The sequence below is a fragment of the Agrobacterium sp. LR_9 genome (assembly GCF_041954855.1).
Classification (GTDB): domain Bacteria; phylum Pseudomonadota; class Alphaproteobacteria; order Rhizobiales; family Rhizobiaceae; genus Agrobacterium; species Agrobacterium leguminum.
Window position 1 is genome coordinate 66,742 of sequence record NZ_JAVAYA010000003.1, and the last position, 15,570, is coordinate 82,311.

The window sequence follows — 15,570 nt, forward strand, 5'->3', positions numbered from 1 at the left end:
AATCTCTTGATCAAGGACACGAAACGATGACAACCCTGATGCGCCAGGAAATCGATGAGATTCCCGATGCAGTCGCCCGCCTGCTGGACAATGCCAATGCCGACTTCCACGAAGCCGGAGACAGGCTGAAGGCCCGTGACCCGGCCGTTATCGTCACCATTGCACGAGGCTCCTCCGACCACGCCGCGCATTTTCTGAAATATGCGATCGAATTGCAGACCGGGCTTCCGGTCGCTTCGCTCGGCCCCTCGCTCGCCTCGATCTACCAGACGAATCTGCGGCTGGACCGGGCGGCGGCCTTCGCCGTCTCGCAATCGGGTAAAAGCCCTGACATCGTCGCTCTGGCGGAAAGCGCCCGCAAGGGCGGTGCGCTCACCTTCTCGCTTGTCAACACCCTGCCCTCCCCGCTCGGTGAGGCGGCCAATCACGCCATCAATATCCAGGCGGGCCCTGAAAAGGCGGTGGCCGCAACCAAATCTTTCGTCAACTCCATCGTCGCTGGCCTCGCAATCCTTGCCGAATGGACGGAAGACAGCCTGCTCGCCAAAGCCGTCAGCGCCTTGCCGCAGAATTTCGCCAAGGCCATCGCACTCGACTGGAGCCAGATCGGCGAAGCGGTCAAGGGTGAGGAATCGCTCTATATGCTGGGCCGCGGTCCGGCGCTGGCCATTGCCGCGGAAGCCGCGCTGAAATGCAAGGAAACCTGCGAACTCCACGCGGAGGCCTATTCGTCGGCGGAAGTGATGCACGGCCCCGTTTCGCTGGTCGCACCGAAATTTCCCGTCATCGCTTTTGCCGCGCGTGACCGCGCCGAAACCTCCGTGACGGATATCGCGGCCGGTCTCGCCGGTAAGGGCGCAAGTGTTTTCGTCACCTCCGCAAAAGGCAGCCCTGCCAAGCCCCTGCCGTTTGTGGAAACCAATCACCCGCTGACCGACGCCCTGTTGCTGATCGCGCCGTTTTACGGCTTCATCGAGCAATTGTCGCGCGCCCGCGGCTTCAACCCGGATGCGCCCGTGGCATTGAAGAAGGTGACGGAAACCCAATGAGCAGCAGCAAGGCATTTGTCGGCGCCCGCATTTTCGATGGCGCCGCGTGGCACGATGGCAAAGCGCTCGTGACCGGCGATGGCCACATTGCCGACATCATCGACCGCATGTCCGTGCCCGCAGACGCCGAAATCATCGATGCGGAAGGACTGCTCATTGCGCCAGGCTTCATCGACCTTCAGGTCAATGGCGGCGGCGGCGTGATGTTCAATAACGAGCCGGATGTGGAAGGCATCGCCCGCATCTGCTCGGCCCATGCGCAATTCGGTACTACGGCGCTGATGGTCACGCTCATCACCGACCGGCCGGATATCACAACCAAAGCCGCCGAAGCCGGCATCGCCGCCCACAAGGCAGGGGTGCCCGGCTTTCTCGGCCTGCACTTCGAAGGGCCGCATCTTTCCGTCGGACGCAAGGGCACCCATGATCCGGCGCTGATCCGAAAGATGGAAACGGCCGATCTTGCGGTTCTGACGGACTGCAAGGCGAAGCTTCCCTTCGTGCTGACAACCATCGCCCCGGAAAACGTAACCGAAGCGCAGGTCACAGCGCTGCACAAAGCCGGCATCGTCGTCAGCCTCGGCCATACCGATGTGGGCCTTGGCGTCGCGACGGCCTATGCCGAGGCAGGCGCATCCATGGTGACACATCTCTTCAACGCCATGAGCCCGCTCGGCCATCGCGAGCCGGGACTGGTGGGTGCGGCACTTTCGAACGGCAAGCTGGATTGCGGACTGATCGCTGACGGCTTCCATGTCGATCCTGCAGCGATCGGCATTGCGCTTCGCGCCAAGAATAATCCCGGGCGCATTTTCCTCGTCACCGACGCCATGTCCACCATCGGCACGGATGATGACGGTTTCGAACTGAACGGCAGGCGCGTCTATCGCAACGGCGGCAGGCTGACGCTGGCCGACGGCACGCTGGCGGGGGCGGATATCGATATGCTCTCCTGCATACGCTTCATGCATGAAAAGCTGGACACACCGCTGGAAGAAGCCTTGAGAATGGCGTCTGCTTATCCCGCCGAGGCAATCGGCGCTTCCGGCAAGGGTAAGCTCCTGCCCGGCTTCGATGCGGATTTCGTCATGCTGACGCCCGACCTTCAGATGCATTCGACATGGATCGGTGCAGAAAAAATCCACGATGCCACCCGTTCCGGAGCCTGAATCATGATCGTTTGTTTCGATATAGGCGGAACGACCATCAAGGGCGCTATTGCCTACGCTCCCGACGATATTCGGCCCGTGCCGCGCATCCCGACGCCCAAGACCAGTTTCGAAGACTTCGCCGCCGGCCTGAAATCCGTCATCGACAATAGCGGCGGCACACCCGCCTGCGTGTCGCTGTCGATTGCCGGCGTCATCGATCCCGACACCGGCAAAGCCACTGTCGCCAATATTCAGAGCATCCATGGCAGGGTCTTGAAAGACGAGCTGGAAAAGGCGCTGAACCTTCCCGTCATCGTATCGAACGACGCGGATTGCTTCGTGATCGCCGAATCGGAAATCGGTTCCGGACGGGGTCATCGCGTGGTCTTCGGCGTCATCCTCGGAACGGGTGTCGGCGGCGGGCTGGTGATCGACGGCAAGCTCATCAACAGCGACGGCGGTTTCGCCGGCGAATGGGGACACGGGCCGGTGGCCGCGACATTGGCCGGAAATCCGCCGGTTTCGCTGCCGCGTTTCGAATGCGGTTGCGGGCTTACCGGCTGCGTCGATGCAATCGGCAGCGCCCGTGGCATGGAAAAACTACATTCGCATCTTCACCAGCAGGCAATGACCAGCGAGGATATTATTGCAGCCTGGCAGGCGGGCGATCCGAAGGCCGCAAGAACCATCGATGTCCTTATCGATATTCTCGCCTCGCCTCTGGCAATGGTGATCAACGTCACCGGCGCAACCATCGTGCCGGTCGGCGGCGGACTTTCGAATTCGAAGGCGCTTCTCGCCGCTTTGGACGAGGTGGTAAGGAGCCGCATTCTGAGGCGCTTCGACCGCCCCTTAGTCGTGCCCGCCATCTGCCGCATCGAGCCGGGGTTGATCGGATCCGCCGTTATCGGGCTGAAATATGAGAAAGAAGCCGCCGGCACTGCCTGAGCGGCATCACATCGTCTCGATCTTTTCCCGGCGGAAACCCAGCCCCACCAGCCGGCCGGTCAAATGGGAAAGAAGCGGAAACCGCATGATGGCCAGCACAAAGGCTGGCGGTCCCTTCGGTTTTTCCGCATCTGCCCGTCCCTTTTTGCCGCCGATACGCATCATCCGCTGCAGAAATTGCGTGGCCTTGGTCGGGAAGGATCGCCGCTTTTCAATTGCGGCGAGATCATCATCGGCAATGGCCCGGCCGGAGACGAGCACCGGCACCAATATATTGGCCACCGCAACCGCATCCTGAATGGCCAGATTAATGCCGACACCGCCGACGGGGGACATGGCGTGGGCCGCATCACCGATGCAGATCAGGCCGGGTTTCCACCAGCGCTTCAGCCGGTCGATACGGACGGTCAGGAGATGCACATCGTCCCAACTCTTGAGCTCATCGAGCCTTTCGCGTGGGAAAGGGCAGATTTCCGCAACCCTGTCCCTGAAGGCTTCAATTCCCTGTAGCTTTATGTCAGCGAAAAACCCCTTTCGCACCACATAACCGCATTGCCAGTAATCGCCCCGGTTGATCATGACGAAACCCTGCCGCGAGCCGGCATGCCCCATGGTTTCCGTCGGATCGTCGGGCTGTTTCGAAAGGCGCATCCACAGCACCTCCGTCGGAATGCCGAAGCGCTGCACTTCCAGCCCCGCCGCCTCGCGGACGGTGGAGTTGCGCCCATCCGCCCCCACCACCAGATCGGCCTCTATCTCGATGATGCCTTCCGGCGTGCTGACCGTGAGACCGCCGACATGGCCACCGCGCTCGATCAGCCCGGTCACCGGCGCATTCATCAGCAATCGGAAATTTTCGTATTGTCCCGCCTTGCCGACGATGAAATTGAGAAAATCCCATTGCGGCATAAAGGCGATGAAGCGGTGGCGGACCGGCAGACGGGAAAAATCCGCTATCGTGATACGCTCGCCGCCGATAACCGCATTCAGCCTTGGTGCACGTGTGTGCGGCAGGCTCAGGAACTCATCGATGAAACCGAGTTGCTCCATCAATTCAAGCGTTGAAGGGTGGATGGTGTCGCCGCGAAAATCGCGGAGAAAATCCCCGTGTTTCTCTACGACCACGACATCGATACCGCTGCGCGCAAGCAGCAGGCCAAGCATCATGCCCGCCGGCCCGCCACCGGCCACGGCGACGGACGTGCGGATGCGCTGAACGGCACCGCCGTCATTTCGCGGAGCGATTGTCGCTTCTTCCATCACCTTCCCCCTTACATCCCGCTTGAGGTCCTTATCGTGTATCCGCCGCCGGGAGGTTTACATTCTTCGGCTGCGGCCAGCCCTGCGCATCGAACCGGAACAGCATTTCGGACCGGGCAAAGATAAAGGCGAAGGCCATGGCCGTCCACATGCCGAGCAACAGCCCGGCGGCAACATCGCTTGGATAATGTGCGCCGACGATGACACGCGAAACACCGATGACAAGGGCAAGCAGGAGAAACGCCCAGCGGAAGCGCGGCATCAACATGGCGAAAGCGCCGAAAAACGCCCCGGCGGCGGTCGAATGGCCTGAGGGGAAACTTTCATAGAGATTGTCGCCGGTAAATGGGGTGAGGCTATAGGCGCCCATTTCCAGCACAAGCTCCGGCCGTGCCCGTCCTATCAGGAATTTCAACGTGTGGACGAGAATGCTCGCCGTTCCGATCGTCAGGAAGAAATAGGTAAGAAGCCGCCATGCCGTCCTCAGCCGTCCATTATAGGTCTGCGCCTTTAACACCCGTGCGGCGACATAGGCCAATATCGCCAGAAGGCCAGTGGAATAGAGCATCCAGCGGAAGGTTCCGAAATCGGTAATCGCCCGATTGAAGGAGACCACGCCGCCAGGCAGCGCCTGCGCACTTTCGGAAAGGCGCGGATCAAAAGGAATGAAGACAACGACCAGCACAAGACTTGCCGCAAAAATCCACCCGCTGGAAACCAGAAAACGTCGCATCGATATCCTCTCATTGTTTTTCTTGCATATGGCTTTGCCTTCCGCAAAAACAATAGCCCCGGCTTTGTCCTTGTTATGGCTGGTTTTCGCGGGTAGAGGCTAAGGAATGTTGCTCGAAAGTGCATGGCGTTTTCGGGAAAACGACGTGCACCGAGAGGTGCGAACCGGAAACGACCGACGGACTGAAAATGACGAATGCCAGTGAAATGCCACGCAAGCTGACAATATTGGGTTCGACCGGTTCGATCGGCACCAATACGCTGGATGTCGTCCGCCAACTGGGTGGCCGCGACGCGTTCGAGATCACGGCTTTGACCGGCGCGGGCAACATCGCGCTTCTGGCGGAACAGGCGCGGGAATTCGGCGCGCGGCTGGCGGTTACCGCCGAGGACGACAAATACGAAGCGCTGAAATCGGCCCTTGCCGGCACCGGCATCGCGGTTGCGGCAGGTAAATCCGGCCTCGAAGAGGCCGCGTCGACGGATGCCGGCTGGGTGATGGCGGCGATTGCCGGAACCCCCGGCCTTGCACCTACTCTTACAGCCGCACGGCGTGGCGCAGACATAGCGCTCGCCAACAAGGAATGCCTGGTTTCGGCTGGCGATGTTTTTCTGCGCACGGTCAAGCAGGGCGGCGGCAGGCTGATCCCGGTCGACAGCGAGCACAGCGCAATCTTCCAATGCCTGACGGGCGAACACAAGCAGGCCGTGGAACGCATCGTGTTGACCGCATCCGGCGGCCCGTTCCGCACCTGGTCGCGCGAGGAGATGGCCAATGTCACGGCGGATATCGCCCGCGCCCATCCCAACTGGTCGATGGGGCTGAAGGTTTCCATCGGCAGCGCCTCCATGTTCAACAAGGGGCTGGAAATGATCGAGGCGAAATATCTCTTCGATCTCAGGCCCGATCAGGTGGAGGTGATCGTCCACCCGCAGTCGATCATCCATTCGATGGTGGGTTACACCGACGGCTCCTATATCGCCCAGCTCGGCTCTCCCGACATGCGCACTGCGATTTCTTATGCCCTCACCTATCCGCAACGCGGCAATCTAAGTGTCGAGCGGCTGGATTTTGCAAAACTTGCGCGGCTCGATTTCGAAGCGCCGGATGAGGCCCGTTTCCCGGCGATCCGTCTGGCTCGCACCGCGCTGGAGCGCGGCGGTCTACAGGGCGCCGCCCTGAATGCCGCCGAAGAGACCGCCTTTCACGCTTTCGTTGCGGGCGATATCGGTTTTCTCGATATGGCCGAGATCGTCGAAACGGTCATGGACCGCATGCATGACGGCCGCTCCGCCGCCACGATCGAAGATGTCTTCGCAGCGGATGAGGAGGCCCGTCGTCACGCCCGCGAATTGATCGCCACCAAAGAAAAGGCCGCGTAAACGCGGCCCGGTCTTCTCTTATCTAAACTGCGGCCTCACGCCACCGCCCGCGCCAGCGCACAATGCGACCAGAGCTGGTGCAGCGCGCCGACCAGATGCTCGATATCGGCATCGCTGTGCAGCGGTGTCGGCGTAATGCGCAGGCGCTCGGTCTTGCGCGGCACGGTCGGATAGTTGATCGGCTGCACATAGACACCGTGACTGTCGAGCAGGATATCCGAAATCCATTTGCACTTGGCGGCATCACCCACCATGACAGGCACGATGTGGCTTGGGTTGTCCATGTGCGGAATACCGCGCGCATCGAGAAGGCCGCGAAGCTTGCGCACCCGGTCCTGATGGCGGGCGCGCTCGAAGGGGCTTGCCTTCAGATGCTGGATCGACGCAATCGCGCCGGCAGCAAGCGACGGCGGCAGGGCTGTCGTGAAGATGAAGCCCGAAGCGAAGGAGCGGATGAAGTCGCAGACCGCCGTAGAACCGGTAATATAGCCGCCCATAACGCCGAAGGCCTTGCCGAGCGTTCCCTCGATGATCGTCAGGCGATCCATCAGGCCTTCGCGCTCGGCAATGCCGCCGCCGCGCGGTCCATACATGCCCACGGCATGAACTTCGTCAAGATAGGTCATGGCGCCATAACGGTCGGCCAGATCGCAGATTTCCTTGATCGGCGCGATATCGCCATCCATCGAATAGACGGATTCGAAGGCGATCAGCTTCGGCGCATTCGGATCCGCCGCCTTGAGCTTGGCTTCGAGGTCTTCGAGATCGTTGTGCTTCCAGATCACCCGCTCGCAGCGGCCATAACGGATGCCTTCGATCATCGATGCATGGTTGAGCGCATCCGAGAAAATGATCAGGCCCGGAATTTTCTGACCGAGCGTGCCGAGGGTCGCCCAGTTGGAGACATAACCCGAGGTGAAAATCAGCGCCGATTCCTTGCCGTGGAGATCGGCAAGTTCGCGCTCGAGCAGGACGTGGTAGTGGTTGGTGCCAGAAATATTCCGGGTGCCTCCCGCACCCGCGCCACAGTGATCGATGGCGGCCTTCATGGCTTCGATGACTTTCGGGTTCTGGCCCATGCCGAGATAGTCGTTGGAGCACCAGACGGTCACATCCTTGCGCTCGCCATTGGCGTTATACCGTGTCGCACGTGGGAAATTGCCCTGCTGGCGCTCGATATCCGCAAAAACGCGATAACGTCCCTCAGAATGCAGGCTTTGCAGTTCCGTCGTGAAAAATGCCTCGAAGTCCATGCCATGCTCCAGAATTGACCAGATCGTTTTGTGCCTCGACACCGGGAGCGTCAACCCTTGCGGGCCACATTAACCGCGTCTGCGTCAATTCGCCGTTGTTTTGAACCATTCCAATAAACCGTTTATAGAACCCGATGAAAAGTACAAAATTGATTCACATCAAAAAACCCGGATTTTTGGAACCTTTTTTGCGCCGCGCCGTTGTTTGGGACGCAATCGATTACGCTCGGAGGAATGCCGAAAGTGGAGGCTTCCCTAAACGACATCGAATTGTTAGTTATCTGTGGCGGTCGGAGGTAGCAGTCGCCGCAGATAAATATGGGACGCCTACCGAGCCACAAGAGCTCATTGTAACGTTGGAGAGAGTTTCATGAAAAAGGCAATCATATTTGCGCTGGTCGGCCTGTCGCTCGCAAGCTGCACGCAGACCGAAAAGGGAGCTTCAATCGGCGCCGTTTCCGGTGCTGTCCTTGGCGGCGCTATCACGGGCAACGTTCGTGGCGCGGCAGTGGGTGCGGCAATCGGCGGCGTGGGCGGTGCCCTCATCGGCAATGCTTCCGAACCGGGCTATTGCTATTATCGCGACCAGTACGGTCAGCGTTACACGGCGCGTTGCCGCTAATCGCTTCGCTAAATACCGTTGCACAGAAGCCCCGGTCAACCGGGGCTTTTTGCGTTTTGGGCGGCAAAACACAAGCGCAAGGGTCCTCAAAGCCGTTTATTTATGATTAAATTGCAATGTTAACGGACAGGAAACGGGTTAGGGCGACAATAAAGGCTCAACCATAAAGCAGCTTATGCGAAGAACACGAACTAACCCGAAGACAGGTATTGCGTATCGGAAAGCTGGCACCGCGCTTGCGGTTGCTGTGACGTTCGCCCTGTATCCGGCGTTTACCCGTGATGCCTTTGCCTTCAAACTGTTCGGCATGCGCCTCTGGGGTTCGGAAGAACCGGAGGTCGAGGTTATCAACCCCGTCAAATACGCCGTCACGCTCGATGCCACGGACGCCGATAGTTCCCTGAAAGACAGCCTGGAAAACAGTTCGCTGCTTCTTGCCGACAAGGACAAACCGGCCTCCGGCGATCTTGGCCTTCTGATAAAGGCAAGAGACGACCGGGACAGGCTGATCGCGGCGCTTTATGAAAACGCCCGTTATGGCGGCATCGTCAAGGTCACCGTTGCCGGCAAGGATGTGGATAGCCTGCCGCCCAATCCGGTGTTCGATCATTCCGCTCCGGTGCCCGTGGTCATTACGGTTACGCCCGGCCCGGTCTTCAAACTCGGCAATGTCAGGCTTGAAGGCGATGTCACCGGCCGCAACCTTGAGGAATATGGCCTGACGACCGGCGGCGACGCGGGTTCTCTCGCCATCATCCGCGCCGGCAACAAGCTGATCGATGATCTGAAGGCCGAAGGCCGTCCGCTTGCGAAGCTGACGAAACGCGAGGCCGTCGCCAACCACGCGACAAACACGGTGGACATTACCATGGCGGCCGAAGGCGGTCCCGTGGCGCCCCTCGGCACGGTGACCGTTACGGGGGAAAAAACCGTCGATGGCGATTTTATCCGCCGTTATTCGCGCCTCAATGGCGGCGAGCCCTATTCGCCGGAAAAACTGCGCAAGGCCGCCGACCGGCTGCGGCAGCTGGGCGTCTTTTCCAGCCTGACCATCAAGGAAGCGGGAACGCTGGCGCGCGACGGCACCATTCCGCTTACCATCGAGGTTTCGGAAGGCAAGCACCGCTATTTCGGCGTCGGCGCGCAATATTCCACCACGGAAGGCATCGGCCTCCAGGGTTATTGGGGCCACAGGAACCTGTTCGGGCAGGCGGAATCGCTGCGTATCGAAGGTTCGGTTTCGCGCATCGCAGAGGCATCGAGCGTCGAAGGCATGGATTATTCGGCGGGTATCACTTTCACCAAGCCCGGCATGTTCAATCCACGCACCACATTCAAGACCAGCCTGATTGCCAAGACCGAACACCCGGATACATACGACGCCAAGACCGTGACTGGCACGGCCGGTTTCGCCTACGAGCTGAACGATACCGATACAGCCGCAGCCGGCCTCGAGGTGCAATGGGCCGATACGGAAGACGCATTCGGCAAGAACGAATATCTTACCACTTCCATCCCGCTGGAATTCGTTCGTGATACACGCGACGACAAGCTGAACCCGACAGAAGGCTTTCGCGCCTCTGTGGCCGCCAAGCCAAGCTATGAAGCACTGAACGGCACCTTCTTTTCCTCTTTCGAAGGCTCCATTTCGGGCTATAAGGGACTTGGCGCCGAGGACCGGTTGATCATGGCCGGAAAGCTTTCCGGCGGCGTGCTGGTCGGTGGCAGCGATCTGCAGGACATACCCACCACCAGGCGCTTTTATGCCGGCGGCGGCGGATCGGTACGCGGCTACAGCTATCAGGAAATATCGCCGTATAATGCCGCCGGCGATGCGACGGGCGGCCGCTCCTATGTCGTCGGCTCCATTGAGGCCCGCATCAAGGTCACCGAAACGATCGGCATCGTCCCCTTCATCGATGCGGGTGTGGTTTCGGAAGACGTGGCACCCGATTTTTCCGATATCCGGGCTGGCGCCGGTATCGGTCTGCGTTACGCGACGCCCTTCGGGCCTCTGCGTCTCGATGTCGCCATGCCGCTCGACAAATACGATGGTGGCAACAGTTTCGGCATTTATGCTGGCATCGGTCAGTCTTTTTAAACGCCGCAGTCGAACACCCTTGCAACAGAGTGTAGATTACCCTTTATGAAAACGTTGATTCGATTGCTGAAATGGCTGGGCTACGCTGCCTTGTGCGGCGTGGTGCTGGTGTTGCTTGCGGTTCTGTTCGTCGGTTTTACCCCGATGGGCGCAAGAATTGCCGCAAAGCAGATTTCATCGATCGTTTCCACGCCCGATCAGGTAATCGAAATTTCGCCCCCGAGCGGCCTTTTGACCGGCCGCCTGCGGCTCGACAATGTCACCCTTTCAGACCGGCAGGGACCTTATGCCCGCGTGAGCCAGATCGCCGTCGACTGGTCGCCACTCTCGCTGCTTGCCGGCACCTTCCATGCCGACCGGGTCTCGGCCGGATCGATCGATGTCGAGCGCAAACCGCTTGCCCCGGAGCAGACATCGACCAAGAGCTCCGGCAATTCCTCGCTGCCGATCGAAATCGCCGTCGACAAGTTCAGCTTTCCAGATATCAGCCTCGGCCAATCGCTTCTCGGCCGTCCGTTCGACCTCAACGCGGAAGGCAACCTGACGGCTGCCCAGGACGATATGCGGCTGTCGCTCACCGCCCATCGGCTCAATGCGCCGGATGCGGAGGTCAATGCCGACATCGCCTTCCTTCCGAATGAGAATGTCCTGAAGCTGAAAGCGGAGATGAAGGAGCCCGAAGGCGGTCTTCTCGCCACGCTGCTTTCTCTTCCGGGAACACCTGCGGTGGCGATAGACCTCAACGGCGAAGGCCCGCTTTCCAACTGGACGGGTACGCTGCGCGGCAATGTCGCCGGCAACCCTGTCGTCAACGTCACCGGTCGCCACCTTCTTGCAGATGATGGCACCCGCCGTATCGAAATTGCAGGCGGTGGTCAGCCGGATCTACTTCTGCCCCCGGCCTTCCGTCAGCTTTTTGCTGGCGAGACAAAGCTCGACGCAAATGCAACCCTTTCGCCGCAGGGTCGCATCGAAATCGGCAGCAGCACGCTGGAGACCGGCACCCTGCTGTTGACGGCGTCAGGCACGGTCGATCCGAACGGTCAGAACGATCTCGCCGCCAATCTCATCGGCACCGCTGGCCCCGTGGATTTTCGCTGGCCGCTGGAGAATGGCGAGGTTCAGGCCCTCATCAACGGCCTTGATCTTTCCCTCAAGGGCGGTGCAGACGCCGCGCATCTCAACACGACGGTATCCTTGCGCAGCCTTTCCCTGCCGCAAGGCAGGCTCGATGACGTCAAGCTGACGGCCGAGAGCGCCGATCTCAACATCGCCAACCGCAGCGGCACGATCGCGACGGTCCTGTCCGTGGCGCAATCCTCCTTCGTCAGCCCCGATGTCGACCGGCTGGTGCGGGCGCCCCTCACCATCAAGGCGCCGCTCAGCCTCACTTCGTCAGCTATCGGCTTCGACGGCGCGACGCTGGAAAGCGCCAGTGTCGGTGGGACGTTGAATGGCAGTTTCGATCTCGCCGGCAATCGCCTGACCTCCAGCGTGCAGCTCTTCGCGCTGCCCGCCACCCTTCCACCGGCCCTTGCGGAAAAGTTCGACACCACCATCGCCCTCCAGGGCGATATCGACGTGACCATCGGCGGACGCACCAGCCTTGAAAACCTCGTCGTCAAGTCGGGAACCATCGAAGCAACCGGCAATGTCGGCCTCGAAAACGATGCATTGAGCGCCAGCCTGACGGGTAAATTTCCCGCTCTTGAAAAACTGACGCCACAGGCGAAGGGCGTCGCCGATTTTGCAATCGAGGCCAGCGGCGCGCTGGCAGCACCGGATTTCAACGTCACCCTGAGTTCCGAAAGCGCAATCCTTGCCGGGCGAACACTTGAATCGCTGAAGGTCAATGCAACCGGCAAGGCCGATCCCGCCGCGCCTCAGGCAAAGCTCACCGCCAGCGGCAGCCTCGACCGACAGAAGATCGACGCCCATGCCGATGTGGTGCAGACCGAAAACGGCACGGCCATCCCCGAGCTGCATGTGGCCGTAGGCCGGAACATCCTGAACGGGCAGCTGCAATTCTCGCAGCAATTCCTGCCATCGGGCAATCTCTCCTTCAATTTCCCCGACCTCGCCCTGCTCGCGGCCCTCGCCGCGCAGCAGGCGGATGGCGATATTTCCGGCGATATCGCCCTGAGCAACGCCAATGGCCGAATTGCCGCGACGATCAAGGCCAATGGCAACAGCATCCGCCAGGGCACAACAACGATCTCGAAACTCGCCGCCGATATTTCCATCGACGATCTTCAGGCTCTCGCCATCAATGGCAAGGTCAGCGCCGATAGCGTCAATGCCGGCGCCGCCGCGATATCGGGCCTGAATGCCACCATCGGCCATTCAGGCACGACGACGCAGTTCGACGTCAATGGCCGTTACGACAATGCGCCGCTGGTGGTAAAAGGCAGCGCTGAGACCGGCGGATTGCCGATGACAGTGCGCGTCGACGCCTTTTCCGCCGCCCCCAAGGGCATTGCGGTTCGCCTTGAAAAACCGAGCACCATCGCCATCCAGAACGGCACGGCCCGTATCTCAGATCTGACCATCATCACAGGTGAAGGGCGCGTTGAGGTCAACGGCAGCGCCGGATCGACGCTCGACATCAATGCCGATATCCGTTCGCTGCCCGCCAGTCTCGCAAATGCCTTCGCCACCGGACTGGATGCGGCAGGCAGCATCTCCGGCACGGTGAGCGCCAAGGGTGCGGCATCGAACCCCGCGGTCGATTACAATCTGAACTGGACCAATGCCGAGGTCGCGCAGACACGCGCGGCAGGCCTCGCCGCGCTCGGCATCAAGGCGAACGGCCGCTTTGCGGGCGGCACCTTGCAGATCGACACCAATGTATCCGGCCAGGGCGGCATGTCGCTGTCCGGCGGCGGCTCGCTCGGCATCGCCGGCAATCGTCCGCTTTCCATGGCGTTTTCCGGCAGACTGCCCTTCTCTGCCGTCGCGGCGCAAACCGCATCGCAGGGCCTCGATGTGGACGGCACCGCCGCCATCGATGTGAAGATTTCCGGCAGCGCTTCCGCACCTGTCGTTACCGGCAGCATCACCACCGATGGTACGCGCCTGACCGATGTGCGCCGGAACCTGACCATCAACGACCTGGGCGCCACCATCACCTTCGACCGCGACCGCGCCGTCATTTCGCGACTGACGGGCAAGCTGGCGGGCGGCGGAACGATCTCGGGAACCGGCAGCGTCGGCATAGCCGGTGGTTCTGGTTTCCCCGCCGATATATCGATCACGCTCAATCGCGCCGGTTATAATGACGGCACGCTGGTGACGACGGTGGTAAGCGGCACGCTGACGTTGAAGGGCCCGCTGCTGAATTCTCCCGTGCTGGGCGGTAACCTGACGCTGGACAGAAGCGCCATCACCATTCCGGAAAAGCTTCCGGCCTCGCTGACGGAAATCGATGTCAAGCACAAGAACGCGCCACCGAAGGTGCGCGCGCAGGCCAAGGCGCTCGGGGCTGATCAGGGCGGCAGCGGCAGTTCGTCCACCATCAATCTCGATCTGCAGGTGAACGCACCGAGCGGCATCTTCGTGCGCGGACGCGGCATCGATGCGGAACTCACGGGCAATCTGACGATCCGTGGCACGGCAGCCGTTCCGGTCATTTCCGGCGGCTTCGAAATGCGCCGTGGCCGGCTCGAAATCCTCACTCGCCGCCTCGATTTCACCACCGGCAATATCAGTTTCGGCGGCGGCCTCGTTCCGGTCCTCGATATGAAGGCCGACTCGACAGTCGGTTCGACGACCATCACGGTGGCCGTTTCCGGCAACGCCAACGATCCGACCTTTGCCTTCTCCTCGGCACCGGCCCTGCCGCAGGATGAGGTGATGGCGCAGCTGATCTTCGGCCAGTCCATGTCGAAACTCTCGGCTCTGCAAATCGCAAGGCTGGCCGATGCCGCCGCCCAGTTGGCCGGCGGGCGTTCCACTTCGCTGTTCGACAAGCTCAGAAGCAATCTCGGCGTCGACGATCTCGATATTTCGACCGATTCCGAAGGACAGGCCCGTGTTTCCGCCGGTAAATATCTGAACGAAAGAACCTATCTCGAGCTACAGCAAAGCGGCGAATCCGGCGCAAAAGCCATCATCAACCTCGATGTCGGGCGGGGTGTGAAGCTACGCGGGGAAGCGGGTGGCGATGGCGAAGGCGCAGCCGGCATATTTTACGAGAAGGAATATTAGCATTTCCAGTAAAAGTGCGTGGCGGTTTTTTACATCCGGACAATGCGTAAAATACTCTAGGGCCACTCCGCATTTAGGTTTGCGAAACCATCTGATGATACAAATCATCCATTGAAGACGGAAATATTGTTTCCGGCTGTTCAGGCACCAGGCAGAACGCCAAATCCGCATATGCAAGTGTCGGTGCACTTGCGCCGGCCTCCACAGCGAGCATTGGGAAGAATTCTGATGGCAATGATTAACTCTACCAATTTTGGCGGTGAGACGCTCGAAATCATCGCGTTCCGCCTGCATGATCAGGAATTCTGCGTGAAGACGACGACCATCCGCGAAATTCGCGGCTGGGCGCCTTCTACGCCCATTCCCCACGCACCGAAAGACGTCATCGGCGTCATGAACCTGCGCGGCTCTGTTATTCCGATCATCGATCTGGCTCACAAGCTCGGCATGAAGAGCACTGTCGCCAATGAGAGAAGCGCCATCGTGGTGGCGGAAGTGCACAACATGGTCATCGGCATGCTCGTCGACCGTGTTTCCGACATTCTGACGATCCCGGCAAACCAGGTGCAGCCGGTTCCGGAAATCTCGGCTTCCTTCGACAAGTCCTATTCGGAAGGCATCATCGCCAACGAACACGGCATGATCTGCTTCCTGAACCTTGCGAAAATGTTCAAGGGAACCGAAGCGGAAGATCTCGCGGCCTAATCAGGCCTTTTCGGCTGGCCACGCAACACGAAGACTATCGATCAGTCCAGACCGCCGGCGCTTCCTGCCCGGCGGTTTTGTTTTTACTCTTTACCTCGCCTTACTAAATAAGAACATTTTAATATTATGGATATCTAATATTAAAAGCCCTGGAACAGTA

Annotated in this window: 11 protein-coding genes; 8 read left to right on the forward strand and 3 right to left on the reverse strand. The window is 60.1% G+C overall.

What is annotated here, in order from left to right; genetic code table 11:
* The first annotated feature begins 26 nt into the window (after nt 1–26).
* Genes RAC79_RS04920 through RAC79_RS04930 form a run of 3 tightly spaced genes read left to right on the forward strand, consistent with a single transcriptional unit; the run spans nt 27 to nt 3,148 of the window.
* Nucleotides 27–1,049, forward strand: coding sequence for an SIS domain-containing protein (locus RAC79_RS04920; RefSeq protein ID WP_174039700.1), 1,023 nt, complete (start codon nt 27–29; stop codon nt 1,047–1,049).
* Nucleotides 1,046–2,218: an N-acetylglucosamine-6-phosphate deacetylase gene (nagA, locus tag RAC79_RS04925; protein ID WP_174039701.1), complete on the forward strand. Its 1,173-nt coding sequence runs from the start codon at nt 1,046–1,048 to the stop codon at nt 2,216–2,218. The genes RAC79_RS04920 and nagA overlap by 4 nt, the downstream gene beginning before the upstream one ends.
* Before the next feature lie 3 nt (nt 2,219–2,221).
* Nucleotides 2,222–3,148 (forward strand): ROK family protein, encoded by a 927-nt coding sequence (locus tag RAC79_RS04930; RefSeq protein WP_080856815.1) that lies wholly within the window; start codon nt 2,222–2,224, stop codon nt 3,146–3,148.
* Nucleotides 3,149–3,154: 6 nt separating this feature from the next.
* On the opposite strand, the gene RAC79_RS04935 is transcribed toward RAC79_RS04930, so the two are convergent.
* Both RAC79_RS04935 and RAC79_RS04940 read right to left on the reverse strand, forming a co-directional pair.
* A complete protein-coding gene (locus RAC79_RS04935; protein ID WP_174039702.1) occupies nt 3,155–4,408 on the reverse strand; it encodes an FAD-dependent oxidoreductase in 1,254 nt (417 codons plus the stop codon).
* 31 nt (nt 4,409–4,439) lie between these two features.
* On the reverse strand, nt 4,440–5,141 hold the full coding sequence (locus RAC79_RS04940) for a phosphatase PAP2 family protein (protein ID WP_174039703.1): 702 nt from the start codon (nt 5,139–5,141) through the stop codon (nt 4,440–4,442).
* 188 nt (nt 5,142–5,329) lie between these two features.
* Between RAC79_RS04940 and dxr the strand changes: the two genes are divergently transcribed.
* Nucleotides 5,330–6,523 carry a 1-deoxy-D-xylulose-5-phosphate reductoisomerase gene (dxr, locus tag RAC79_RS04945; RefSeq protein ID WP_174039704.1) on the forward strand — a complete coding sequence of 398 codons (1,194 nt, stop codon included), beginning with the start codon at nt 5,330–5,332 and terminating at the stop codon, nt 6,521–6,523.
* 35 nt (nt 6,524–6,558) lie between these two features.
* Here dxr and hemA read toward each other — a convergent pair whose 3' ends face one another.
* Nucleotides 6,559–7,776, reverse strand: a complete 1,218-nt coding sequence (gene hemA / locus RAC79_RS04950; protein ID WP_078052391.1) for a 5-aminolevulinate synthase — start codon at nt 7,774–7,776, stop codon at nt 6,559–6,561.
* Between the two features lie 370 nt (nt 7,777–8,146).
* Here hemA and RAC79_RS04955 point away from each other — a divergent pair, with 370 nt between their 5' ends.
* The 4 genes from RAC79_RS04955 to RAC79_RS04970 all read left to right on the forward strand — a co-directional run bounded on the left by RAC79_RS04955 (nt 8,147) and on the right by RAC79_RS04970 (nt 15,410).
* Nucleotides 8,147–8,398 (forward strand): YMGG-like glycine zipper-containing protein, encoded by a 252-nt coding sequence (locus tag RAC79_RS04955; RefSeq protein WP_003492347.1) that lies wholly within the window; start codon nt 8,147–8,149, stop codon nt 8,396–8,398.
* Nucleotides 8,399–8,573: 175 nt separating this feature from the next.
* Complete coding sequence (locus RAC79_RS04960; protein WP_142844362.1) at nt 8,574–10,499, forward strand: autotransporter assembly complex family protein; 1,926 nt, start codon at nt 8,574–8,576, stop codon at nt 10,497–10,499.
* A gap of 45 nt (nt 10,500–10,544) precedes the next feature.
* Nucleotides 10,545–14,705 (forward strand): translocation/assembly module TamB domain-containing protein, encoded by a 4,161-nt coding sequence (locus RAC79_RS04965; protein WP_142844363.1) that lies wholly within the window; start codon nt 10,545–10,547, stop codon nt 14,703–14,705.
* A gap of 228 nt (nt 14,706–14,933) precedes the next feature.
* Nucleotides 14,934–15,410: a chemotaxis protein CheW gene (locus RAC79_RS04970; protein ID WP_003504949.1), complete on the forward strand. Its 477-nt coding sequence runs from the start codon at nt 14,934–14,936 to the stop codon at nt 15,408–15,410.
* Nucleotides 15,411–15,570 lie beyond the last annotated feature (160 nt).